Origin of the sequence: Prevotella sp. (assembly GCF_036570325.1) — a bacterium.
GTDB lineage: Bacteria > Bacteroidota > Bacteroidia > Bacteroidales > Bacteroidaceae > Prevotella.
Genome location: NZ_DATCYK010000095.1, coordinates 40,638 through 64,483, shown reverse-complemented (window position 1 = coordinate 64,483; position 23,846 = coordinate 40,638). Strand labels below are relative to the sequence as shown.

Here is a 23,846-nt window from a genome sequence, read left to right as displayed (position 1 = left end):
CTATTGCGCCTTGGGAGTGTCTACATGAGTCACACGGTCGTTGAGTTCGGCCAACTTAGCCTGATTCCAACGGTCGGTCGTACCTACCAAGTAACCGGTAATACGCTGCAACTTATCAATGTGATGGCTGCCACACTTCGGGCAAGTTTCCATTTCGGCGTCCGCATTCTCATAGCCACATTCCATGCAACGGTTGCGATTATGATTCACCGAACCATAGCCCAAGTTATACTTATCCATCATATCGACCACGCTCATGATGACTTGTGGATTGTGCGTAGCGTCACCGTCAATCTCCACATAGAAGATATGACCACCCAAAGTCAACTGATGATAAGGCGCTTCAACCTGTGCCTTGTGCAAGGCAGGGCACTTATAATAAACGGGAACATGGTTGGAATTGGTGTAATAATCACGGTCTGTAACGCCCGGAATTACGCCGAATTCCTTACGATCCTTCTTTGTGAACTTACCTGAAAGACCTTCAGCCGGTGTTGCCAAGATAGAATAATTGTGCTGATAGCGCTCTGAGAAGTCCTTGGCACGGTCACGCATGTACGTAATTATCCGTAATCCCAGCTCCTGAGCAGCCTCGCTCTCACCATGGTGATGGCCTACGAGCGCTTTCAAGCACTCTGCCAAACCAATGAAACCGATACCTAAGGTGCCTTGATTGATAACACTTTCGATGGTATCCTCGCTCTTCAACTTGTCGCTACCTATCCAAAGTTTCGACATGAGCAGTGGATATTGCTTGGCAAAGGCAGTCTTTTGGAACTGGAAACGCTCATCCAACTGACGTGCAGTCACCTCCAACATGTTGTCGAGCTTGGCAAAGAACTTGTCTATACGCTGCTGCTCATCCTCTACGCTCATGCACTCAATGGCCAAACGCACAATGTTAATGGTAGAGAAGCTAAGGTTTCCGCGACCCACAGAGGTCTTCTCGCCGAAGCGATTCTCAAAAACACGGGTACGACAACCCATTGTTGCCACCTCGTTAATGTACCGTTTGGGGTCATCGGCACGCCATGCGTCGCTCTGATTGAACGTTGCGTCGAGGTTGAGGAAGTTGGGGAAGAAGCGACGAGCTGTCACCTTGCAGGCCAGCTGATAAAGATCGTAGTTGCGATCCTCGGGCAAATAGTTCACGCCACGCTTCTTCTTCCATATTTGAATAGGGAAAATAGCGGTCTCACCATCGCCCACTCCCTCGTAGGTCGACTTCAATATCTCACGCATTACGCAACGACCCTCGGCCGAAGTGTCGGTACCATAGTTGATACTTGAGAACACCACCTGATTACCACCACGCGAATGGATGGTATTCATGTTGTGAATAAAGGCCTCCATCGACTGATGTACACGTGCCACAGTTCTGTTAATAGCAAACTGAACCACACGCTCATCGCCCTCAAGACCATCCAACTCACGTGAAAGATAGTCGTCAATAGGACATTCATACAAATGAGCGAAGTCCTTGCCATAGAGTTTTTCAAGGCCTTTCACCTCTTCTATATAGCTTGAACGTACGAAAGGAGCCAAATAAAAGTCGAATGCCGGGATGGCCTGACCACCGTGCATTTCGTTCTGCGCGCACTCCAAGGAGATACAAGCCAGCACCGAAGCCGTCTCAATACGCTTGGCCGGACGCGACGAACCATGGCCGGCCGTGAAGCCTTCGTTCAAGATGCGGTCCAACGGGTGCTGACAACAAGTGAGCGACTTGGTGGGATAATAGTCTTTATCGTGGATATGTACGTAGTTATGTTCCACGGCGTCGCGCACGTCTTCCGACAAAAGATAGTCGTCAACGAAAGGTTTGGTCGTTTCCGAGGCAAACTTCATCATCATGCCGGCAGGCGTGTCGGCATTCATGTTGGCATTCTCACGAGTGACGTCGTTGGACTTAATGTTCACAATATCCAAGAACACGTCACGCGTCTTAGCCTTGCGGGCAATGGAACGCTGGTTGCGATACTGGATATAAGCCTTGGCCACATCCTTTCGCGAACTGCGCATCAACTCTATTTCCACAGCGTCCTGAATAGCCTCGACAGTCATCTGAGGCTTTCCTTTATATATAATGTGGCTGGAGATTTTCTCTATCAAATTCTCGTCCTCACCCTTCTCGGTGTGCAACATTGCCTTACGGATGGCGGCCATGATCTTTTGTTCGTTGAAGCCAACTATGCGACCATCACGCTTTACTACGGTTTGTATCATTTTTTATGCTCTTGTTAATTAAAAAGAAGTAGGTTAATTCTCGAGCGCAAAGATAATAAATATAATGATACAATTATCGTTTTGGAAAACTTTTAGCGTGTTAATATTTGTCAATACGCTAATTATCAACTATTTATAAAATATAAATGGAAAACTTTTAATAAAATAACAAACAAATTGTTTTCCTAAAAAGGCAACCACAATGATAATAAATTTAAATGAGATTACCAAATAAAAGATGTGATATTTGCAATAAAAAAAGCCCCCGAAGAGGAGTTACGACATGGTATCAGGCAGAAAATCACGGCATTGGATGGACTTACTTCACCCAATGCCGCAACCCAATTATTTAGACAAAGAATCAATTAGAACGCATAAACAAGGCCTACGTTCAACACAGCCCGGTCGACATCGGAAACAAACTGATAATAACTTTCGGCGGTCAAACGGAGGTCTCGCGTGATATTAAACTGCAAACCACCACCCAAATTAAAGCCGGAGCGCAGGTCATCCACATCTACGGTAACCAAATCAGCGTGTACATTCACCAATCCTACGCCACCGAGAGGATATAACTTAAAGCGATCGGTAATGTCGAAGATGTAATGCAGGTTGGCATTAAGGTCCCAACTACGCACTCCATCCTCCGCAGGATAGAAGTTAGCGGTCAACTCCGGCCTGAAATGGCGGTCAATCTGATAGCGTCCCACTACACCAATACCCGCATGGGGCTTATCAAAACTGTAATTCAAACGGGCTCCCAATTCAATCGTTCCTTTCTGCGCAAAGCCACTAACAGCCGTTAGCGCAAAAGCAAATAGTAAAAATAACTTCTTCATTATCTTATTCAAACATTAAAAGTATATAGTAAGATAACGGTCAACGCTCCAAAATATTATAGCTACCAATGCGAAACCACAAAAGCAGCCATAATAATATATAAGGTAAAAAATATGTTTTCAGTACCCAACACCCCTACTAAACTCTTTAAAATTCAAGGCCATAGACGCATTAATACCGTCAGAAATTTGACGGTTTACAAAGAATAAACTATTTTTGCGATATAAACGACCGTATAACAAGCCTTTTAAGGAACGCCCCTTCCCTATCGAAAATCATACGAAAGAGGCCTACCTATTCTTTTTTATATACTTATCTTACTGTTTTTTATTATACTGACGAACATGAAACAATCAAGTCTTTGGATGGGACTGCTGCTCCTATGGCTAAGCAGCATGGCTCCATCGCAAGTGGCGGCGCAGAAAAACGACCGCAACCAACCAACCCTGCCCGGCAGGGACGGCCATAAATATGTGCCTTACGAGCAACGAAAAGGCAACGAATCAGTCGTGTATTTCACTCGTAACCTATCGGCCGAGGGGCTCATCAAAGCCTATGAGCAGGTAAAGGGCAACATCATGGGCAAGGTAGGCGTAAAACTCCACACCGGCGAACCGCAGGGACCGAACATCTTACCACGCCAATGGGTGAAGTCGCTCATGGAGAAAGAACTGGCTGACGCCAACATCGTGGAGACCAATACCTACTACAAAGGCGACCGATACACCACCGAGCAACACCGTAAAACGCTGGACGTAAACGGCTGGAACTTCTGTTCCGTAGACATCATGGACGCTGAAGACACAGTGACCATTCCCGTCAAAGGCGGCAAATGGTTCACGAAAATGTCAGTGGGAAGCCACATGCTCCGCTACAACTCACTCGTAATGCTGACCCATTTCAAGGGACACACACAAGGAGGCTTCGGCGGTTCCAACAAGAACATAGGCATAGGATGTGCCGATGGGCGCATGGGAAAAGCATGGATCCATACCACTCCGGGCCAACCCAACCAATGGGACATACGCGAAGAGGAGTTTATGGAACGCATGACCGAGTCAACCAAAGCCACGATAGATTACTTCGGAAAGCATGTGGCCTATGTAAATGTCATGCGAAATATGTCAGTTTCATGCGACTGCGAGGACATTCACGCCGCTCCGGTGGTCACACCCAACGTGGGAATCCTGTCATCTACCGACGTATTAGCCATTGATCAGGCCTGCGTAGACATTATTTACGCCTTGACAGCCGGCGAACATCACGACCTCGTAGAGCGCATAGAAACACGCCATGGGCTGCGCCAGCTCTCCTACATGAAGGAACTCGGCATGGGCAACGATAAGTATGTACTCATAGATTTGGATAATGGCGGCAAGCGCATCACGGCCGCTGACGCAGCCAAAGGGCTGAAGCCTTTTGTAAGTGATAATCAAAAATAAAGGCGAATGTATGTAAAAATAAAATAAACGCTATCCATTCGCTATACAAGAGAATAAAAACAGCCACCCAAAAGCGACTGACGAGGGAAAACAAAAAAGAGACATTGCACAGCAGCGCAATGTCTCTTTTTATTTCTTTTGTCGAAAAGGAGATGCGAATTAAGCCTTAGAGATGGTACGCTTCTCCTGAATACGGGCAGCCTTACCGGTAAGATTACGCAAATAGTAAAGCTTAGCACGACGTACTTTACCACGCTTGTTCACCTCGATAGAATCGATGTTGGGTGACTCGATGGGGAAAATACGCTCTACACCAATCGTTCCAGACATCTTGCGAACGGTGAAACGCTTCTTGTCACCATGGCCGGCAATCTTAATTACCACACCACGATAGAGCTGGATACGCTCTTTTGAACCCTCGACGATTTTGTAAGCGACAGTGACAGTATCACCGGCCTTGAATTCCGGAAACTGCTTGCCGGTTGCAAATGCTTCTTCAGCAACTTTAATTAAATCCATTATTTTGATAATTAAATATTGTTTGTCGTTCCAACGCAACATATCTTGCAACTCGTCTGCAACGAAAGCGGTTACGCCGAAAAGCGCTGCAAAGGTAGCACATTTCCCGCTGACAGCCAAATGTTTATCTATCTTTTTAAGAATAGGCATGGAGAAAACATGCCACAGATGCGCCGACAGCCCATGCGCTTGGCGGGGCTTCCGAATGCTCAAGCCATACGAGCGGCAGAGCGGATAGCCATGGACCACATTCTCAAAGCAGCCCTCTGACCTTATCATAAAGGGCTTTTGATCGTCCCAAAGCGGTGCTTTGGGGAGCCAAGAAGGCTGCTTTGAGAAAGCCTTTTATCCACTGCCGAGCGCAGAAAGCAAAATTGACGACACGAAACTTGCGCATAACTGCCGTTTTTACAATGATTTTCAATAACTTTGCAGATATAACCCGTAACGGCAGCGACGATTAAAACAGTGGTTCTCAATATGCCTTCACATAACATACAGCTCAATGCCTTTGCGTGGTTACACCTTATTTTATTATATAACATCGTAATGATATGTTGAAATTAAAACACATTTTTCTGGGTGCCGGCATGTCGCTTGTCGTGTTGGGCTCATGCAAATCGCAGTATCAACCGGACTCCATCCGGCGTACAAGAATCCTTATCGACAGCAGGTATGATGCCCATCCCGACCCAATGGCCATGCAAGTCATCGGCAAATATCAACCTACGGTCGACTCGGTGATGAGCCCCGTCGTAGGCTACGCTGCCAACGACATGGCCGCAAGGCAGCCCGAGAGCAACCTCTCCAACCTATTGGCCGACATCTTGGTATGGGGCGGCAAGGCTTTTAATGAGCAACCCGACTTCTCTGTCTACAACATGGGCGGTATCAGGGCCGCACTCTCCAAAGGAAAGGTAACCTATGGCGACGTGCTCGACGTGGCCCCATTTGAGAACAAGATTTGTTTCATGACACTTTCAGGCGCTAAAGTCATTGAACTTTTCCAACAAATAGCCCTTTTGGGTGGTCAAGGAGTGAGCCACGGCGTGGAGATGGCGTTCTCGGCCGACCATAAAATGACCTCACTGACCATCAACGGCAAGACGGTAGACCCGGCAGCCTCGTACAGAATAGCCACACTCGACTATTTGGCACAAGGCAATGACGGCCTCACGGCTTTCCAAGCAGGCACGAATATCCTATCACCACAAGAGGAACGCAACAACGTGAGATACATCATCATGGACTATTTCCGTGAGAAAATGAAAGCCGGAGAAAAGGTGTCCTCGAAAGTTGAGGGCAGAATTGTCAGAAAATAATCATCATTTTATCCAAAGAATACGCAACTATGAAAATGAAATATATTCTTACACTCATGTTGTTGGCCATCGTCACCGGTACCATGGCCCAAAAACAACTGGTAATACTGCATACCAACGACACGCATAGCACCATATTCCCGCTGAACGTTAACTTGGCCGACACGATGAAAGCAGGACGCGGCGGGTTCATGCGGCGAGTGGCAATGCTTGAGCAGGAGCGCAAGGCTGAGCCTGAATTGCTGCTTTTCGACAGCGGCGATTTCTCACAAGGATCGGCCTACTACACCATGTTCAAGGGCGACACGGAGATAGAATTGATGAATTTGATGCACTACGACGCGGTAACCATCGGCAATCATGAGTTTGATTTTGGGCTTGAGAACATGGCCCGAATTTTCAAAAAGGCCAATTTCCCCATCGTATGCGCCAACTACGACTTCACGGGAACTGTTGTTGAGGGACTTGTAAAGCCTTATGTCATCGTGAAAAGAAAAGGGCTGCGCATCGGTGTTTTCGGCATTTCGCCCAAAATGGATGGGCTTGTTGACAAGACGAAGTGTCAGGGTGTGAAATTCCTCGACCCTGCAACGGAAGCGCAAAAGATAGTCAACACGCTAAGAAAACAAAAATGTGACCTCATCATCTGCCTATCGCACTTGGGCTGGCAGGTACGTGGCATTGACGACGAGCAGCTTATCAAGAACACGAAGGGCATAGACTTGGTGCTGGGAGGGCACTCTCACAGCTTCTTTGAAAAGCTGGAATACGCTAAAAACAAGGACGGTAAGGACGTTCCTGTGGACCAAAATGGCAAGCATGCCATCTTCGTTGGCAAGATGGTACTTGACATGGTAAAAAAATAAACGGGCCAAAACGTGGACCGACGCGTAATCGGTTACTCGAAATAAAAGGTCAACGCAATGATATGAGAGCGTGCTTCTTTCACACTGTTGGTGTAAGGAAGCATGCTCTTATCGTCTAACCGCTTGGCATGTTTCTTATCTAAACTGTTGAGAAGGCTGAACATATACTTCAACTCGGGACGTAACTTAAAATAAGGAAGGTAAATATCGACGCCCATTCCCACCTCGGCCAGCAGGTCATATTTCTTCAATTTAAGATAATCATGGGTCTTCCCATCCAAATTGAGCATGGGACTCAAGCCACCAAGCAGGTAAGGACGCACGTTATTAAGCCGCGGACCATCGAAAAGAAGCTCGGCAGAAGTAGCTATATAGACTGTTTTCATGTCCTGATGACGCTCCCCCTGCACGGCATTATCGGCCATCATATCTTGAAACTTGATATGCCGGCTGCCGAAAAAGAGCGAGGGAGCCAGCCGGAGTTGGAAGTTCTCGGTAAGTCGGAACTCGCCCAATACGCCTACCTGAAAGCCTGCGTCCCACCTGCTTTGGTCGGTAGTAATCAGTCGCTGATGGGGGGTGCCGTCATCATCGGTTATCGTTTGCATACCCACATTCACAAACTTTAGGTCCTGCAAATGTGTGCCCAGCAAAATACCAAAATGAAATGGGCGCAAATCGGCATAGGGACGATTCTGTACAGTCCTTGTTTGCCCGTTCGCACCGACAAGAAAAAGTAGGATAAAAGATATAATTGAAATCAGTCGTCTCATGCTTTGAAAACGCAAAATCAGGCTGTTTATTATACGACTAACCATTCATTTGTTACGATATGTCCCGGCGCTCATAACTTTACAAGGGGGCTTTGAACGCCTTGCTTGCCTATCACCATTCACTGATAGGCACAAAAAAAGCGAAGCATTGAAGCCTCGCTTTATTTCTTTTTCGGTCTATTCCTTAGCCAAGAGAGATTGCCTCATTGGGGCAAACATCTGCACATGTGCCACATTCTGTGCACATATCAGGATTGATTGAATAGATATCGCCTTCAGAAATTGCGCCAACAGGACACTCGTCAATACATGTTCCGCAAGCAATGCAGTCGTTACTAATTACGTAAGCCATAATATAAATGATTTAATTAATATAATATAAACTTGTCAAGGGATATACCCATTTCTTATGATGCAAAGTTACATAAATATTTCTAAATACCTAATATTAGGTATAACAATTTTATTTATTTTGCCATCAATATCATATTATTGATTCTTAACTACTCTCTCGATAGATTCTTTCAAAGACCTATAATTAATATGTAACGCAGGCTAAGGGATTCTTCGCTACCACATAACTGCAACTTGTAAAGCTCTGTTATTGAGACTCTTACACAACAGATAACATCATGCGTATGACTTAACAGCCTTTTTACAAGAATATAATAGATGGAATTCTTCCCTTCGGTAACCGGGTAATAACCCATGAGAAGACAATAAAATATAGCTAGTTTTATAACCTACCTACATCTTCTGAATAAATACGGTAAAGAAGAATGCTTAGCAAACTATATCAAGCAAATAGGAAGCCCTCTACACAAAGAAGTTACAAGCCCTTTTGATAGGTACTTATTACAAAAGCGACAATTAAAAAAGGTGCGTCAAAATTTCTTTTGACGCACCTTGTATCTTTTATAAACCAACTACTGCTTATTTGCCTAAGGCTGCTTTAGCGGTAGCATTTTCGGGATCGATTTCCAAAATAGAGTTCCAATAAGTCTTGGCTGTAGCTACGTCCTTTTTCAAAGTGTAGTAATAGCCCAAGTATTGGTAGGCCTCTACCAAGCGATTATCGTCATAGTCGCCCTTCTCTGTATGGCTCTTGATAATCTCAATCAACTTCTCATAATGAGGTTTGGCAGTACCCAACTTTGTCTCGGGGTCCAATGCGAAACCAATATGTGCTCTGTAATAAGTAGCAAAGTCAGCTGCGCTGGGGAACTTCTCGGCCATGTCCGCATAAACGGCGTCAGCCTTAGCGTACGCTTCCTTCTGTGCGGCACCGGTAGACTTCTCTGCCTGATTCATCCACATCTTGGCTAACTCATTATAATCGGTAGCATTGATGGTTGCAAGGCTCTTCAAATAAGTGTCGAAAGTTTCAGCGGCCTTATTGATGTTGCCCATTTCTGAATAAGCAGAAGCAATATTCTTCAACGCATCGCTCTTATCAGCGGCATTAACTTCATTATGATTAAGGCTCAAGTTGAACATATCAATAGCCTTCTGATATTCCTTATTACCGGAATAAGCATAACCATAATAGAGGTAGTCGCTTGCTGTTATCTTGGTAGAATCGCTCTGATTGAACAACTTATCCGCATAGCTAAGCGCCTCGGGGTATCTCTTCAAGTTAGTAAGGTTGAAGAAAGAAAGACGGTTAAGCGCCGGATTGCGTGGGAACTTGTTGTTACCAAACTGTGAAAGTTCAAGACTCTTGTCGAACTGACCAAGCAAGAAATGATCCAATGAATAGCTAACCAAATCATTGTCCTCTAACTTGTTTTGATCTACCTTTGCGTAATATTCGATAGCCTTCTTAATGTTTCCGGCCTTATCGTAAATCTGTGCGCTGATAACATCTACCGGATAATCGGGACGCTGTCTGCGAAGTTCCTCCAACTTAGCTACAGATGCGGATGGAGAAGTCTTGCTGTTAATCTGCGCATACTTACGATAGCCTTCCGGATTCTTAGGATCAAAGTAGGTAGCTTGCTCATACCATGCGGAAGCAGCACCACCGTTGTCTTTAATTACTTCAATATCACCGGCCAAAATGTAAGCGGGACCGTATTGTTTGCCCTTTTCCATGGCGAATTGAACGTACTTTGAAGCGTTTGCCGTGTCTTGTACATCCAAGTAAGCACGAGCAATGGCTGTCAAAACAACAGGGTTCTTCTTGTTCTTCTTGTAGATAGCCTTAACTTGATCCGCTACATCGGTCTTCGACTTAATGATTTTTGTTACTTGGTCAATAGTGGCCTTGTCATCATTCTGTGCCATCGTGGGAACTGCAAAGCCCATCATGAAAGCACCAACCAACAGATATTTTATTACTCTCATAGTCTTTATTTGTTTTAAGTTAATAAACGATTTAATACTCTTATCCGTCTTTCCTTGCTGACGAAAGTAAAATAGTTTGGTTTATCCGAAACGCTTCTTTTATACCTTTTTTACTATTTCTTACTACTTATTTTACTATTTGCTCCTACTTAGTGACATGTACGTTGCGAATAGTCAGGCTGCCATAAGCTGGTAAAAGTCCTGAACGAAGCACTATTCTCTGTCCCTTGTCCTGAGAAATAATAAAATTAGAGAATCCCGTAGGCAAGCCCATGTGTGTATCATTCAATAATATATAGAGTGTACGCACCAACGGATAACTGCTATTATAGAAATAATACTGATAAGGCTTCCAACTGTTAGCCACATTGGCTACGGGAAGAGAGGTCACAGCCATCGGACGGATTTCCTTCCTAAACATCAGATTGGTAGAATCGCGCTTATCATTGAGCCAATTACTTCCTATAATTCCAATAGCACCTTTATGCTTCTCAACATAGCTAATGACCTCCGCAGTCTTTTTAACAGCCACTGCATTAGGATTAGTAATTGGCTTTCCACCAAGGATTGAGTCTTCCGCAAAATGCACAGAAGACGATTTTGGATTATCAAAGACCACCGTTATCTCACCCATTTTGGACTTTGGATAAATTTGGTCCCAACGCGTTACCTCGCCAAGGAGTATCCGCTTTATATCTTTTACGCTGATACAAGAGTCAACGTTAAGGTTATTCTGAATAAGAGCAAGTCCGTCATACGCGAACTTGATTGTCCTTGGGAACTGCTTTCTGTCTTTCAGACTTTGTAATTCCGCAGGTTTGAAATCACGCGAGGTAATAGCCATAAAGACTTTTCCTGCCAACAACTTGTTGATGGCGTCCGACTCATTGGTATAAATCGGCGTAATCTTGGCTTGTGGATAGGTAAACTCGAAGAGTTCGCGCTCCTCTTCAATTACAGGACTAAAACTTTCGTCAGAAGCGAAAGTCATCGCTCCTGACGAATAAGTATCGGTTCTGCCGTCTTTTGGCTTCTTAGAACAAGAAGCCAAAAGACCGGCAAATAGTGTTAATCCTACTAATGCGTAAGATATTTCTTTCTTCATTAGCTTATTTTACTGCAGTTTGAATGATACAGGAACATTGTACTTAACACGTACTGTAGAGCCATTCTGCTTACCGGGAATCCAGTGAGGCATGCTCTTTACAACACGAGTAGCTTCCTTATCAAGTGATGGGTCTACCGAACGAACAACGCGTACGTCAGTAATTGAGCCATCACGCTCAACAACGAATGAAACAACTACACGACCTTGAACACCGTTCTCCTGTGCTACGACCGGATACTTTGTATTCTGACTCAGGTAGCTCATCAATGCAGCCGGACCACCGGGGAAAGACGGCATCTGCTCTACCACGTCAAACACTTTCTGTTCTTCTACCTTTGGAGGCTCGGGCTGGGCAATTACTTCCTTAGCCTTCAGCACTTCACCATTGGCGTCATCGTTACCTTTGACATCGAAAGAACCGATAGCGGTCTTGGTTTCCATAAGCTGATCTTGAGTTTTGAGCTCATCTTCAGGCTTCACCTCTGAGTCTTTCTTGATGACCGGAGCTGTAAACTTAATAGAACTCTTAACTTGCTCTACCACTTTCTCAGGTTCCACCTCTACTTTCTTCTGCTTTACTTCAGCCTTCTTCTTAGGTTGTTCAAGCTTAGAAAGTTCAACGGCCTGAGTCATTGCTGCTCTCTTAGCTGCTTCTGCGTCAGCGGCTTTCTTAATAGTAAGACCGATTTGGCACAAAATAGCCAATGCGATTACAGCTATGATAGAGATAACATTTCTCTTACCGGTGCCTTTTCTTAGTCTATAGGCTCCGTAAGACTGGTTGCGGCCGGTAAAGACAATATCGGTCCACTCACCAGATATCAAATCGATTTTTGACATTTGTTTCTCACTTTAATAGTTAATACTCAGTTCTCGACTTTACTCAACGCCTCTAGCTTTCAAAAGCTTTTCGTCGTCTGCACTAATCTTATCGAGAACGTACTTACCTACGCTGCAAATCTGCATCTCATCGAGAGCGTCAATTACATTCTTATAAGTAGATTTATCAGTAGCCTTGATGATAATAGTCATGGTCTGTATCTTATTGCCATTGATCTCACCGGCCTTAATCTTTGAAAGTTCCGAATTATAGACAGAGTCCGGCATTTGGTCTTTCTTCGCGTCAAGCTCGGCTTTTGCTTTCATGACTTGTAATACAGGCTGCGTATTATCTTCAGTCATATGTGTCATAAACACCTTACGGATACCGTCCTTACCCCATGTTGTTTCCTTGAGACAAGTTGGATCACCATATTTAGGAAGTCCTGCCACATAAAATATCTTATCGTTTCCTGCAACATAAACAGTAATTGTATAAGATGCTTTAGTTACTGACTTATCTTCATCTTGAAGGTTCTTATCGTTACTTGGCATACTCAACTCCATTGTCTGTGGCTTAGCCAGAGAGGTACAGAGCATGAAGAACGTGATAAGAAGCATCATCATATCTACCATCGGCGTAAAGTCAACACGTACGTTGATTTTCTTCTGCTTTCCGCCGCCTTTTGAATTGCTTGCTACTTCTGCTGACATACTTATTTATCCTCCCCTGTTTTTAATGAAGTGATGAGATAGTAACGGTTCTGGTTCATATCCTGAAGCTCAGACATCACTTTCTTTATACGCTGGTAAGGTGTCGCAGCATCGGCTTTGATAGCAATTTTAATATCCTCGTTCACGTTCAATGCCTCAGTTACCCAAAGCTGGAACTCACTCTTACCACCATCAATTGAATCGAGAGGAACACCGGCTTCACTACCGGTAATTACTTCTGTCATCTTTTCTTGTGGCAAACTCAGATATCCTTTCAAGCTACCCATGCGGATACCCCACAACGGATCAGTCTGAAACTTCTTCATTTCAAGACCTGTCAGACCGAGATTGCTTGTTTCATTCACTTTCTGAATGAGCGCAAGCATGTCGCTCTGATTGTCCATACTCATGAACACCTTGCCTTGATTGTCGACAAGAATGTTCAGCACGTCTTTCTCCGGCACTTTAATCTCCGACACAGACGAGGGCTGGTTTACTTTCACCGGTTCATTCTTTACGAACGTTGACGTCAACATAAAGAATGTAAGCAAAAGCACCATTACGTCCGACATAGGAGTCATGTCGATCCAAACGTCACTTTTCTTAATTTTTAACTTACCCATATCTGAATAACTTTTAAAGGGTTAGCAAAAATTAAGCTTCCGGGTGCTTGTCTTCGAATGTATGTGCGATGGTGTAACCAATTTCGTCCATTGCGAAAGTAAGCTTGTCAATCTTGTTGGTGAAGTAGTTGTAAGCAACTACAGATACCCAAGAAGTAGCAATACCTGACGCTGTATTAACGAGGGCCTCAGAGATACCAGTAGACAGAGCCATAGAGTCAGCACCACCACCAGCAGCCAAAGCAGCAAATGAACGGATCATACCAAGCACAGTACCGAAGAGGGCGGTCAATGTACCGAGGGTAACGATAGTAGCGATGATAGGAAGGTTCATCGTCATTGTAGGCATTTCGAGAGCGGTAGCCTCTTCGTGTGCGTTCTGAATAGTAGAAACTTTTTCCTTCAACGCGATAGAAGCATTTTCCATTTCCTTGTAGCTCTTAAGGTCAGCGAGTACAACGTTAGCTACAGAACCTTTCTGCTTGTTGCAGAGCTCTTCAGCCTTAGCGATGTCACCAGCCTTGAGGGCAGCCTTGATGTTTTCTGTGAATTTTGTTACGTTACCTGTACCAGAGCAAGCACGGATAGCGAGGATACGCTCTACAGACATTGCGATAACAGTGCAAAGCAAACCGAGGATGATAGGCACAACCCATCCACCTTTATAAACGGTACCCAACATGTTAAGTGGATGACCTTCGCGATCGCCATTAGCAAAGTTGGCGGGATCACCGAGGAAGAAGTTGTAGAAAGCCCATCCTACGATGAAGGCGATTACAATGATAATGAACGCATGTCTTACGCCCTGGAAGCCCTGTGACTTCTTTTTGGGGGCTGCTGTTGTTGTTGCCATAATTTAAAAATTTAATTTTTAGTTATTGATAAATTTAAGTTATTATTATCGTTTTAGTTTACAATTTCACCCGTTAATGCGCTACATAGCCCAGACAGTTAACTTTTTGTTTGGCAAAGATAACAATTTATAGGTAACCTATGCAGTGTATTAAGAAGTTTTAACGGATTTAATCGCTTTTCTTTTCTTGATATGTATCAATAGGGTTAATCGTCCTTTTATCAGCTTAGTTTGGCTAACGCTTCCTTTATTCTGCGCATGGCTTCCACTATGTTTTCATCGCTGGTGGCATAACTCATACGGAAGCATTCCTCGTCACCAAAAGCGTCACCGCCTACCGTGGCCACATGGGCCTCCTCCAAAAGGTAAAGTGCCAAGTCGGTAGCGCTGTTGATCACACGCTCTCCACAACGTTTGCCATAGAAACTGCTACACTTGGGGAAAAGATAAAAAGCACCTTCAGGCTTATTAACTTCCAATCCGGGAATATCCTTCGCCAACTCGTATATCAGATTTCGCCTACGCTCAAAGGCCTGACGCATGGTTTCCACACACTGTTGGCTTTGGGTATAAGCGGCCAAAGCTGCTTTCTGACTAACAGAACATGGTCCGCTGGTATATTGTCCTTGCAGTTTGTTGCATCCTTTCACGATCCATTCGGGCGCGGCAATGTAACCTATGCGCCAGCCTGTCATGGCATAAGCCTTTGAAACGCCATTGACGATGATGGAACGTTCCTTCATACCCTCCACGTGAGCTATGCTGTTGTGGCGTCCTATATAATTAATGTGCTCGTAAATCTCATCCGCCAAGACGAAAAGGTCGTCATGTCGCTTGATTACTTCCGCCAATTCGGCCAATTCTTGCTGTGAATAAACACTGCCGGTAGGGTTACTCGGCGAACAAAGGATGAGCATTCGGGTCTTCGGAGTGATAGCTTCCTCAAGCTGGGCGGCCGTTATCTTAAAGTTCTGCTCGTACCCTGCCTTGATATACACTGGCACTCCACCGGCCAATTTCACCATTTGCGGATAGCTAACCCAATAAGGTGTGGGGATGATAACTTCCTCTCCATCGTCCACAAGGGCCATCACCGTATTGCAAACGCTCTGCTTGGCACCATTGCTCACCAAGATTTCGTTCCTGCTATAATCCAAACCATTCTCACTTTTCAGCTTTGCCACGATAGCGTCACGCAGGTCGGCATAGCCCGGAACGGGCGAATATCTGGAGAAGTTATTGTCGATGGCCTCCTTTGCCGCTACCTTTATATGGTCGGGAGTATTGAAATCGGGTTCTCCCACACTAAGGTTGATCACGTCAATGCCTTGAGCTTTCATTTCGCTGCTCTTTTGCGACATTGCCAATGTTGCCGATGGAGCAAGTCTGTTCAAACGACTGGATAATTCTGCCATAATCAATGAGATTGTTGTATATACCTGCAAAAGTAACGATTTTCTCTTTTAAAGAGAAAGAAATATACTTTATTTTCTTGTTACATCGTGCTAATATTCCCTAAAATCAGGGCAAAGAAGACAAAAAAGGCACAGCATGCCCGCCATCATCCCTAATTTCTCTCGCGCAATCTCCAAACAAAGAAGTTTACGATTTGTAAAATATTTTATACGAAAAAACATGCGTTCAGATTTCCTAAAATAGAAAACAACAAGCCCCATCCTACCCAATCGTTCTCTCCAAAACAAGAAAATCATCGGTCATTATTTCCCATTTACCCTCCAAAAGCTACACTTTGACCGCCCCAAAGCACCACATCGACGGTGCCAAATTGTCCCATTGCAACGGTCAAAGCACTGCTTTTACAAGGCGAAATATCCAGACCGCCCAACCCTAAAACCACAACTCGTTGATTCATAGATTATTACAAAACAAACCTATAATGCGTTATTTCAATCTAAAACCTTTTTATTTTAAAATAACACACGGAGCAAACGCCTTTTGTAAAATATTTTCCGGGCATATCGAGCGCCATTTCTCTGACGACACACCCTACAAAAAAATGGCGTCCATGCTCTCAAAACATGGACGCCAATCCGGTGATTATCAAGTTTCATAAAAGCTACGTTATCCTCCTACGGCATAACCCAAAGCGTTCAAAAGCCTTTTCTTATAAAATGAAACTCATATTATAAAATCTATTTATGCTACAAAAAGCCACTCAAAAGTCTTTCTTTCCCAGCCCCGTCCCATAAACGTGAGGCAGTATTGGCTGAAAGCCATTTTCTTACAAGGCCAAACTTACAAGTGCAACGTGTGGCCCATGCGGTCGCGCTTGGTCTTGAGATAGCGCTCATTATAGATGTTCGGTGTCACTTCAATGGGCACATTCTCCACGATTTCCAAGCCATAAGCCTCCAACCCCACACGTTTTACGGGGTTATTGGTCATGAGACGCATTTTGTGAACACCGAGTTTGCGCAACATTTGCGCGCCACAACCGTAGTCGCGCTCATCTGACTTGAAGCCCAGATGAATATTGGCGTCCACCGTGTCATAGCCTTCTTCCTGCAACTTGTAGGCCGCCATCTTGTTCATCAAACCTATGCCACGACCTTCCTGCTGCATGTAAACCACAACACCTTTACCTTCTTTCTCAATCATTTCCATCGATTTGCGGAGCTGTTCACCACAGTCGCAGCGCATACTGCCCAAGATGTCGCCCGTAGCACACGAGGAATGAACACGCACCAAGATGGGCTCGTCCTCGTCCCACTCACCCTTCACGAGGGCCATGTGCTCCGCTCCATTGCTCTGCTGACGGAAAGGTATCAGCTTGAAATGGCCGTAAGCCGTGGGCATGTCTACTTTCTCACCCACCTCGATGATTGACTCCGTACGCAACCTATAGGCTATCATATCCTTGATAGTGATAATTTTCAAGTCCCACTCCTGCGCCATTTTCTGCAATTCGGGCATGCGGGCCATCGTACCATCCTCGTTCATGATTTCCATAAGGGCCCCGGCAGGATACAGTCCGGCCAACCTACAAAGGTCGACAGCCGCCTCGGTGTGGCCGCTTCGGCGCAACACGCCGTTATCCTGCGCATAAAGCGGGTTGATATGTCCCGGCCGTCCGAAGGTCTGCGGGGTCGACTTAGGGTCGGCCAGCGCCTTGATGGTCTCGGCACGGTCGTGGGCCGACACGCCCGTGGAGCAGCCCTCGAGCTTGTCAACGGTTATGGTGAATGGAGTTCCCAGCACGGAAGTGTTGTCAGACACCTGATGTGGCAGGTCGAGTTCCTCACATCTCGAAAGTGTTATGGGCACACAGAGCACTCCGCGTGCGTTTTTCAGCATGAAATTCACTTTCTCCGGCGTTATCTTTTCGGCCGCGATAATCAGGTCTCCCTCGTTTTCACGGTCTTCATCGTCAACTACGATAACGAACTTTCCTTCCTTGAAGTCTTTAATCGCTTCTTCAATAGTACTTAGTTTGAAATCTCCCATAATGTTCTATTTATTGATTTCTTCTATTCTGTTTATAATATTGGCATTGGTTTGCCTGATTGTCGCCAAGTCGCGCAGCAATCTTATTCGGAACATCCACATGCGAATATAAAGCACAATGCCAACGGGGATAATTAAAAAGGACAGGATGTTCATCCATCTTCTCTCAAAAGGACGGGTATGTGCCTTTACCGACACCACCGGATATTGGTTCAGATAGGTCAGTATGGCTTTGTCCTTGGTATTGTTCAAATCTTCTATTACGTCTTCCAACACCCCGGCTATACGCTCTATCTCATGGTCGGGATGGTATTTGAAGAACACTTTAATGACATTGGGCATGCGCACCAGCTTGTGATTTTGCGAATAAGCCTCTACTTCTTCACTGATGGTTCGCAGCCGTTCCATGTCGGTCGGATAGTCAGGGTCTTGTATGATGACTTCCTTTCCAAAGACATGACGCTTCAGTCTCAGGCCCAATAACTTTCGGAAGAACTCCCGGTACAAATCCAAATTGAACACCATGGAATCGTTGGAAGCCTTATAAGTCACGAAAATGGCTACCGGCGCAAGCACCGCCGTGGACAATCCTCTACCAAACCATATAGCCCACATGCCTTCACGGGCCATGCGGTAGCCTGTATTGTCAAGAATATAGTAGATGATAAACACCAGCACGGAGATGATAACGGGTATTCCCAATCCACCTTTTCTTATAATGGCACCCAGCGGAGCGCCGATAAAGAAGAAGATAAGGCACGATAGGGCCAGTGTGAATTTATTGATTGCCTCTATCTTATGCTGGCGGATAATGCGATCTCCGTCCGAAGTAATCATGCCTTTAAAGTCCAAATCCTGAATAGCCTGCCCCACTTTCGACTGTGCCGTCGACAATGCTTGCTGCTTACGACTAAGCGATAATCGGTTATAAAGCGTGTCAATGTTGAGCGCTTGGGCCGCCGCGGCCTTCATGGCCCTGACAGAATCCTTGGGAGAAAGCGTGCGCCGGGCCAACAAGTAGTTCTGAGCCTCACGGTAGTAGGCCCTGCCTATGCTGTCATAATCATGGTTGAGCGAGTCTATGCCGTGCGTTATCTGCCCCAAACTCTTACCTCGTGCGTTGTTCGATAAGGAGTTGGCGTCGGTCATATTGAAGTCGCCGTCGTAATCGAGCACTATCCTTTTGGTAACAAACGTCTCACGGCGATAGGGCACGGCGGCCGAATTGCCAAACTCGCCCGACCGCATGTTCTCAAACCATTCACCGCTCCAAAGGCTTAACAACAAGTGCTTCTTGTCGGCAGTCGACTGCATCATGCCTGAATCCGCTAAGATAATGGCTTGGTCCTCATAGCTATTCGTCATGCGATAAATCATGATACCATACAATTTTCCGGTATCCATGTTCTTCCTCTGCACGTAAATATTGCTATTGGGTATGCCGTCATAGAACACGCCTTCGGGTATTTCAAGCTCCGGACTCTTCTGCTTCATCGAAATCAAGAGCTGGGCTATCTTGTTATTAGCGACCGGTCCAACGTTGTTTTGAAAGTAAAATGAGCCCAAGCAGATGACACTGCTAAGGATAATAAGCGAGCGGAAAGATTGCATTAGCGATATGCCGGCAGCCTTGATAGCCGTAAGCTCACTACTTTCGCCTAAGTTTCCAAAAGTAATGAGCGAAGAAAGAAGAATGGCCAAAGGCAACGCTTGAGGTACCAACATGAGACCCATGTACCAAAAAAACTGCATCATGATGTCCATGGTCAGCCCTTTGCCTATCAATTCGTCGATGTAACGCCAAAGAAATTGCATCATCAGCACAAACTGGCAGATGAAAAATGTTCCTAAGAAAAGCAGCCCAAACTGCTTGGCAATAAAGATATCGAGTTTCTTAATTCTAAACATGTAAGCCTTACAATAACCATGATGTCAACCGACTTCAGGCATATCAATGTGCAAATTTAGTACAAAAATTCAGAAACACGGCCTTTTTTCACTTTTTATAGCGTTATTTACTTGCATATATTCATCTTCATTTATCATGAAAGTGGGTCATAGCTCCTCTATTGCAGTCCTCATTTTTAAGGATATTAACATGCGCATGATTAAAAGTTAAAATAATAGTTTATCTTTGCAAACGTATTTCCTAATCTTACATATATACCTATTTATATAATGAGAATACTTTTACTATTGCTTCTCGGCTTGCCTTCGTTCTGCATGGCGACCCCAAAGAGCAGTGAAACGATAGTCTCCCGAACTGTCATTACCGATGGTGACATTATCTTCGGACGCGACTTACAGAAGGCCGGACAAACCAATTTATGGGACGCTTTGGCCACTGTCGCTCCCTCGCTCCTGCTCTCTGACAAGCCTCTTCAGGGCGGTCGCAGTCTCTATGTGCCCCAAACCATGATGGTGGACGGCGCCTCCCGATGGGCTACAGGCAGTCGGCAGCGCAATGCTATGGTCATTGTCGATGGTCAACGTGCCGACTTGGCGTTGCTTCGACAGCTCAATATACACGACGTTGAGCACGTTCGGATAGCCCGCGACCCGGCCTCTCTCTCCGCCTATGGTATCTATGGGGCCGATGGCGTTATTGAAATCACGACGAGCAAGCACCGCCGTGGCGATTTTCAGGTGAGCTACTTGCTTGACGCCTCGCTCGATTTTGCCAACATACAATCCTATCGTCGTTTGCAAAAGGGCAAGCCTTCTACCGATTGGCTTCGCATTCCCCTGCGGACGGGCTTCCGCAATCGCCATCAGCTCAACGTGGAAGGAGGCGACCGTTTTGTAGGTTATAAGTTCTCGGCTGTCGTTGCGCCCGCTTCGCAAGGGGTGATGGCTGGTAGCAAAGAAAACTTGTTTGCCTTGCGTTCCTTCGTGGAATACAACCACAAGAACCTGCATCTGCAAAACGACATCAACTTTTCACAATCACAAGACCGGCTCTCCAACTATGGCGCTTATGCCGATTTCGGACGGATTGACGGCCATGTTTCCCCCTATGCGGCCGACGGCAGTTTGCTCGAAACGATTCCCGTAGATGGCCAAAACGTACCCAATCCCATCTACGAGCACACTTTAGGCTCATTCGATAAGACCAAATATACATCGCTTACCGACCGTTTTAAGCTCCGGTTTGTCATCAACGATAAGTTCACAGTCCATGGTGACTTTAGTTATTTGCGCACTCTGACACGCCGTGACATCTTCCTTTCGCCCGGAAGTGCCTCGTTTCATTCCGATAAAGATGTGCGCACACATGGTACATATCGCATTTTACGAGAGAATAACACATGGTATGAAGGTGGCGCAGCTATCAATTTCAGGCAGCATACATATCTTCACAGCGTACGAGCCAAGGCCGGCGTACGCTTCTTTTCGGGCACTTCTACCGGTGAAAGCTACGGAGGGCGAGGCATATTGAGCGACCGCATGAGCTACGTTTCTTTTACTTTGGCCTACGACACGCTGCAACCGCCTTCTGCTTTCCGCACTTTCGATCGCACATTGCAAGGTTATATCAGCATGGATTATCGCTTCCGACAAAAGTATGGCGTAACGTTGAACGCCAATATCAACCATTCTTCCCTATTGGCTCCCCATCGTAACAATGCTGTTTATTACGGTGCACGCGCTTATTGGAACATAACCAAAGAACCATGGATGACCCACAGTGCCTTCAATCTCCTTACCTTAAGTCTCGCAGCAGGCACTACGGGTGTCGTTCCCTTCAATGATCGCTACTATTCGGCCACCTATCGAAACGATATTCGCAACGAATACATTTATAATTATTACCAGATGGGCGCCGGTCTTCAAGGAATTCCCAATGAAGAGTTGGCCCCTACCAAGCTCACAACTTACCAATTAGGTCTTTTAATGGGCATTCGTGACTTCCAACTCTCCTTGGATATATTCCACAAGAAGATTTCCCAACTTCTTGTTTTCAGTCAATTGCCTTATTACTCGGGCTTCGAGAACATCCCCGACAATGGTGGCTCCATCACCAATACGGGCTATAGGCTGACCGCCCGCAAAGAGTTCACGGACCACAACAATCTCCGTTCCACGCTCTTTTTTGCCTCAAGCCTCAACCGAAACCGTGTAAATGAAGTGCCCAAATACTTTAAAGACAACTTTTACAAGCCATCCTTAGCCAATGATTTAGACCATACTGTCTTTTCAAACAGCCTTGGCATGAGCGGAAAGTTCAAGAAATACTCCTTGGGCTTCATGCTTTCAGGCGTTATGGGAGGCAAAGTTATCGACTACCTTTCTAAAGAGAACCCTGCCGTTACCGACAACCGACTCGACCTCCGTACCATTCAAGTAGGTTATGACCTTGGAAAAGTGAAGCACGTTTTCCAAAAAGCCGAGCTGACATTGACTGCCGAGAACCTGCTGTCATGGCGCTCCGCCCATATCGCGTCGGGCATTTTATATCCTGAGGTTAGAAGTATTGTAGCCTCATTCAACGTAAGTTTTTAATCACAATTGCGCATGAAGAAACTCTTTATACTGCTCGCAACGGGATTACTCACCGTCGGTTGCTCCGATTTTTTCGACAGAAAAGGCGATGACAACACAATTCCGGCCTCACGCTTCTACGGTGATGAGGGGGCATTCCTTTCGGCCCTGACCGATATTTACACGCAGTTACGAGCCGAAACGCTCTATGGCGGTACGCTCAACATGACCATGATGAATTTCCTTTCTCATGAATTCCAACCTCGCAGCGCCACCGAAAAAGCGGCATACGACCGTAACTATTCCAACACTGCGCTGAAAGAACAGCTCCATTCCATGACCAAAGCCGCTTACAAGGCTGTAACGTCATGCAATAAGATTATAGAAGAGGCCGAGAATACCGACATTGTATTTTTCAATCCGGGCCAAAGAGAAGTGGTATTGGGCGAATGCTATGCCCTGAGAGCTGCCGTGCAATTCGACCTTCTGCGCCTTTATCACCCACTCCCGACCAAGGACAACAACTTCATCGGTCTGCCTTATATCACCAAGTTTGCCCAAAAGAAAGCCCCAAAGCTGACCACAGCCCAATTCATGGAGGCAATCAAGGCCGATCTTCTCAAGGCTGAGAAGCTCTTAAGCTCATCCGATCCCATTCTAAAAAGCAGCAATTCCTCGTTGGTTGCGGTGGGCCGACTCGACCGCCGCTTACGAACGCTTCAATTGAACTACTATGCCGTCAAGGCCATTCAGGCCCGTGTAGCCTTGTGGAGTGGCGATTATCAAGCTGCGTTGCAGTGTGCTGAAGCCGTATTTGCCCACAACCGTAATGTCGACAGCCGTCATCAACTGTTTTATTATGTCACTCCGGGCACGTATGGAAGCGATTATGAGTTTTCACGCGAGTATATTTTTGGTCTCGCCACACGGCCGGAGGGATTCACCAAGCTATGCGATCAACGCAACAAAGACGGCCTTACCGTCACCGAAAGATTACATGCCATCTATCCAAACCCGGCCGATATTCGCTATCGGGCATGGTTCAAGGCAACCGACAACCAACAATATTCCCTTACAAAGTTTGGTTCTGAAACCTTGTTATCGGGCTATGTCTACAGCCAAATGGGCGTAGAGACCGGTCTACCCGCAACTATACCTTATATAAAGATAGGTGAGGTAGCGCTCATCGCCGCGGAATCGCTGACCCAACTCAACCGTTTCGACGAGGCGATTACCTATATCAAGGCTTTAGAAGAGAGTAAGAACATCGACAACGCTACACTCCTGCAATCCGAGGGACAAGTTTCAAAAGACACACTCTTGAAACTTATCCATGCGGAATACGAGCGCGACCTCTTCGGCGAGGGCCAATTGTTTTACCTATACAAGAGACTGGGGCAGGCAGAATCGCCTTCACTCCCTGAATAAGAACCACTTACATCTGTTGA

20 protein-coding genes are annotated in these 23,846 nt (G+C 45.7%); 5 read left to right on the top strand and 15 right to left on the bottom strand.

The window, feature by feature from the left end; translation table 11 throughout:
- Complete coding sequence (locus VIR50_RS09610) at positions 1-2,226, bottom strand: anaerobic ribonucleoside triphosphate reductase (protein WP_331934907.1); 2,226 nt, start codon at positions 2,224-2,226, stop codon at positions 1-3.
- 365 nt (positions 2,227-2,591) lie between these two features.
- Positions 2,592-3,065 (bottom strand): porin family protein, encoded by a 474-nt coding sequence (locus tag VIR50_RS09605; RefSeq protein WP_331934906.1) that lies wholly within the window; start codon positions 3,063-3,065, stop codon positions 2,592-2,594.
- A 345-nt stretch (positions 3,066-3,410) separates the two neighbouring features.
- On the opposite strand from VIR50_RS09605, the gene VIR50_RS09600 reads away from it, so the two are divergent.
- Positions 3,411-4,508: a DUF362 domain-containing protein gene (locus tag VIR50_RS09600; protein WP_331934905.1), complete on the top strand. Its 1,098-nt coding sequence runs from the start codon at positions 3,411-3,413 to the stop codon at positions 4,506-4,508.
- Between the two features lie 159 nt (positions 4,509-4,667).
- Here VIR50_RS09600 and rplS read toward each other — a convergent pair whose 3' ends face one another.
- Positions 4,668-5,027 (bottom strand): 50S ribosomal protein L19, encoded by a 360-nt coding sequence (rplS, locus tag VIR50_RS09595; protein ID WP_331934948.1) that lies wholly within the window; start codon positions 5,025-5,027, stop codon positions 4,668-4,670.
- A gap of 554 nt (positions 5,028-5,581) precedes the next feature.
- Between rplS and VIR50_RS09590 the strand changes: the two genes are divergently transcribed.
- Together VIR50_RS09590 and VIR50_RS09585 are read left to right on the top strand one after the other, a co-directional pair.
- Positions 5,582-6,349 (top strand): 5'-nucleotidase, encoded by a 768-nt coding sequence (locus VIR50_RS09590; RefSeq protein ID WP_331934904.1) that lies wholly within the window; start codon positions 5,582-5,584, stop codon positions 6,347-6,349.
- 29 nt (positions 6,350-6,378) lie between these two features.
- The gene (locus tag VIR50_RS09585) at positions 6,379-7,215 is read left to right on the top strand and encodes a bifunctional metallophosphatase/5'-nucleotidase (RefSeq protein ID WP_414703547.1); all 837 of its coding nucleotides are present in this window, start codon (positions 6,379-6,381) and stop codon (positions 7,213-7,215) included.
- Between the two features lie 32 nt (positions 7,216-7,247).
- Here VIR50_RS09585 and VIR50_RS09580 read toward each other — a convergent pair whose 3' ends face one another.
- From VIR50_RS09580 to VIR50_RS09525, 12 genes are all read right to left on the bottom strand, one after another.
- On the bottom strand, positions 7,248-7,988 hold the full coding sequence (locus VIR50_RS09580; RefSeq protein WP_331934903.1) for a type IX secretion/gliding motility protein PorT/SprT: 741 nt from the start codon (positions 7,986-7,988) through the stop codon (positions 7,248-7,250).
- Between the two features lie 184 nt (positions 7,989-8,172).
- The gene (locus VIR50_RS09575; protein ID WP_331934902.1) at positions 8,173-8,340 is read right to left on the bottom strand and encodes a DUF362 domain-containing protein; all 168 of its coding nucleotides are present in this window, start codon (positions 8,338-8,340) and stop codon (positions 8,173-8,175) included.
- 581 nt (positions 8,341-8,921) lie between these two features.
- Positions 8,922-10,334 carry a tetratricopeptide repeat protein gene (locus VIR50_RS09570; protein ID WP_331934901.1) on the bottom strand — a complete coding sequence of 471 codons (1,413 nt, stop codon included), beginning with the start codon at positions 10,332-10,334 and terminating at the stop codon, positions 8,922-8,924.
- Between the two features lie 145 nt (positions 10,335-10,479).
- Positions 10,480-11,439: a PstS family phosphate ABC transporter substrate-binding protein gene (locus VIR50_RS09565; protein ID WP_331934900.1), complete on the bottom strand. Its 960-nt coding sequence runs from the start codon at positions 11,437-11,439 to the stop codon at positions 10,480-10,482.
- Between the two features lie 9 nt (positions 11,440-11,448).
- Positions 11,449-12,282, bottom strand: a complete 834-nt coding sequence (locus VIR50_RS09560) for an energy transducer TonB (RefSeq protein WP_331934899.1) — start codon at positions 12,280-12,282, stop codon at positions 11,449-11,451.
- A gap of 39 nt (positions 12,283-12,321) precedes the next feature.
- The gene (locus VIR50_RS09555) at positions 12,322-12,975 is read right to left on the bottom strand and encodes an ExbD/TolR family protein (RefSeq protein ID WP_331934898.1); all 654 of its coding nucleotides are present in this window, start codon (positions 12,973-12,975) and stop codon (positions 12,322-12,324) included.
- A 2-nt stretch (positions 12,976-12,977) separates the two neighbouring features.
- Entirely contained in the window at positions 12,978-13,598 is a 621-nt protein-coding gene (locus VIR50_RS09550) for a biopolymer transporter ExbD (protein WP_331934897.1), read from the bottom strand.
- A 31-nt stretch (positions 13,599-13,629) separates the two neighbouring features.
- Positions 13,630-14,451 (bottom strand): MotA/TolQ/ExbB proton channel family protein, encoded by an 822-nt coding sequence (locus tag VIR50_RS09545; RefSeq protein WP_331934896.1) that lies wholly within the window; start codon positions 14,449-14,451, stop codon positions 13,630-13,632.
- A gap of 221 nt (positions 14,452-14,672) precedes the next feature.
- Entirely contained in the window at positions 14,673-15,866 is a 1,194-nt protein-coding gene (locus tag VIR50_RS09540; RefSeq protein ID WP_331934895.1) for a pyridoxal phosphate-dependent aminotransferase, read from the bottom strand.
- Positions 15,867-16,180: 314 nt separating this feature from the next.
- Entirely contained in the window at positions 16,181-16,324 is a 144-nt protein-coding gene (locus VIR50_RS09535) for a hypothetical protein (protein ID WP_331934894.1), read from the bottom strand.
- 383 nt (positions 16,325-16,707) lie between these two features.
- Positions 16,708-17,916, bottom strand: coding sequence for a bifunctional 3,4-dihydroxy-2-butanone-4-phosphate synthase/GTP cyclohydrolase II (locus tag VIR50_RS09530; RefSeq protein WP_331934893.1), 1,209 nt, complete (start codon positions 17,914-17,916; stop codon positions 16,708-16,710).
- Between the two features lie 6 nt (positions 17,917-17,922).
- Complete coding sequence (locus VIR50_RS09525) at positions 17,923-19,824, bottom strand: LptF/LptG family permease (RefSeq protein WP_331934892.1); 1,902 nt, start codon at positions 19,822-19,824, stop codon at positions 17,923-17,925.
- A 270-nt stretch (positions 19,825-20,094) separates the two neighbouring features.
- Between VIR50_RS09525 and VIR50_RS09520 the strand changes: the two genes are divergently transcribed.
- Together VIR50_RS09520 and VIR50_RS09515 are read left to right on the top strand one after the other, a co-directional pair.
- Positions 20,095-22,419, top strand: coding sequence for a hypothetical protein (locus tag VIR50_RS09520; protein WP_331934891.1), 2,325 nt, complete (start codon positions 20,095-20,097; stop codon positions 22,417-22,419).
- Between the two features lie 12 nt (positions 22,420-22,431).
- On the top strand, positions 22,432-23,826 hold the full coding sequence (locus tag VIR50_RS09515) for a RagB/SusD family nutrient uptake outer membrane protein (protein WP_331934890.1): 1,395 nt from the start codon (positions 22,432-22,434) through the stop codon (positions 23,824-23,826).
- The last annotated feature ends 20 nt before the right edge of the window (positions 23,827-23,846 follow it).

Excerpts from the sequence above, each read along its gene's own strand:
- VIR50_RS09530 (WP_331934893.1), bottom strand. The coding sequence starts at position 17,916 with ATGGGAGATTTCAAACTAAGTACTATTGAAGAAGCGATTAAAGACTTC.
- VIR50_RS09525 (WP_331934892.1), bottom strand. The coding sequence starts at position 19,824 with ATGTTTAGAATTAAGAAACTCGATATCTTTATTGCCAAGCAGTTTGGG.
- VIR50_RS09535 (WP_331934894.1), bottom strand. The coding sequence starts at position 16,324 with ATGAATCAACGAGTTGTGGTTTTAGGGTTGGGCGGTCTGGATATTTCG.
- VIR50_RS09585 (WP_414703547.1), top strand. The coding sequence starts at position 6,379 with ATGAAAATGAAATATATTCTTACACTCATGTTGTTGGCCATCGTCACC.
- VIR50_RS09555 (WP_331934898.1), bottom strand. The coding sequence starts at position 12,975 with ATGTCAGCAGAAGTAGCAAGCAATTCAAAAGGCGGCGGAAAGCAGAAG.
- VIR50_RS09545 (WP_331934896.1), bottom strand. The coding sequence starts at position 14,451 with ATGGCAACAACAACAGCAGCCCCCAAAAAGAAGTCACAGGGCTTCCAG.
- VIR50_RS09600 (WP_331934905.1), top strand. The coding sequence starts at position 3,411 with ATGAAACAATCAAGTCTTTGGATGGGACTGCTGCTCCTATGGCTAAGC.
- VIR50_RS09570 (WP_331934901.1), bottom strand. The coding sequence starts at position 10,334 with ATGAGAGTAATAAAATATCTGTTGGTTGGTGCTTTCATGATGGGCTTT.
- VIR50_RS09590 (WP_331934904.1), top strand. The coding sequence starts at position 5,582 with ATGTTGAAATTAAAACACATTTTTCTGGGTGCCGGCATGTCGCTTGTC.
- VIR50_RS09575 (WP_331934902.1), bottom strand. The coding sequence starts at position 8,340 with ATGGCTTACGTAATTAGTAACGACTGCATTGCTTGCGGAACATGTATT.
- VIR50_RS09540 (WP_331934895.1), bottom strand. The coding sequence starts at position 15,866 with ATGGCAGAATTATCCAGTCGTTTGAACAGACTTGCTCCATCGGCAACA.
- VIR50_RS09605 (WP_331934906.1), bottom strand. The coding sequence starts at position 3,065 with ATGAAGAAGTTATTTTTACTATTTGCTTTTGCGCTAACGGCTGTTAGT.
- rplS (WP_331934948.1), bottom strand. The coding sequence starts at position 5,027 with ATGGATTTAATTAAAGTTGCTGAAGAAGCATTTGCAACCGGCAAGCAG.
- VIR50_RS09560 (WP_331934899.1), bottom strand. The coding sequence starts at position 12,282 with ATGTCAAAAATCGATTTGATATCTGGTGAGTGGACCGATATTGTCTTT.
- VIR50_RS09610 (WP_331934907.1), bottom strand. The coding sequence starts at position 2,226 with ATGATACAAACCGTAGTAAAGCGTGATGGTCGCATAGTTGGCTTCAAC.
- VIR50_RS09550 (WP_331934897.1), bottom strand. The coding sequence starts at position 13,598 with ATGGGTAAGTTAAAAATTAAGAAAAGTGACGTTTGGATCGACATGACT.
- VIR50_RS09565 (WP_331934900.1), bottom strand. The coding sequence starts at position 11,439 with ATGAAGAAAGAAATATCTTACGCATTAGTAGGATTAACACTATTTGCC.
- VIR50_RS09580 (WP_331934903.1), bottom strand. The coding sequence starts at position 7,988 with ATGAGACGACTGATTTCAATTATATCTTTTATCCTACTTTTTCTTGTC.
- VIR50_RS09520 (WP_331934891.1), top strand. The coding sequence starts at position 20,095 with ATGAGAATACTTTTACTATTGCTTCTCGGCTTGCCTTCGTTCTGCATG.
- VIR50_RS09515 (WP_331934890.1), top strand. The coding sequence starts at position 22,432 with ATGAAGAAACTCTTTATACTGCTCGCAACGGGATTACTCACCGTCGGT.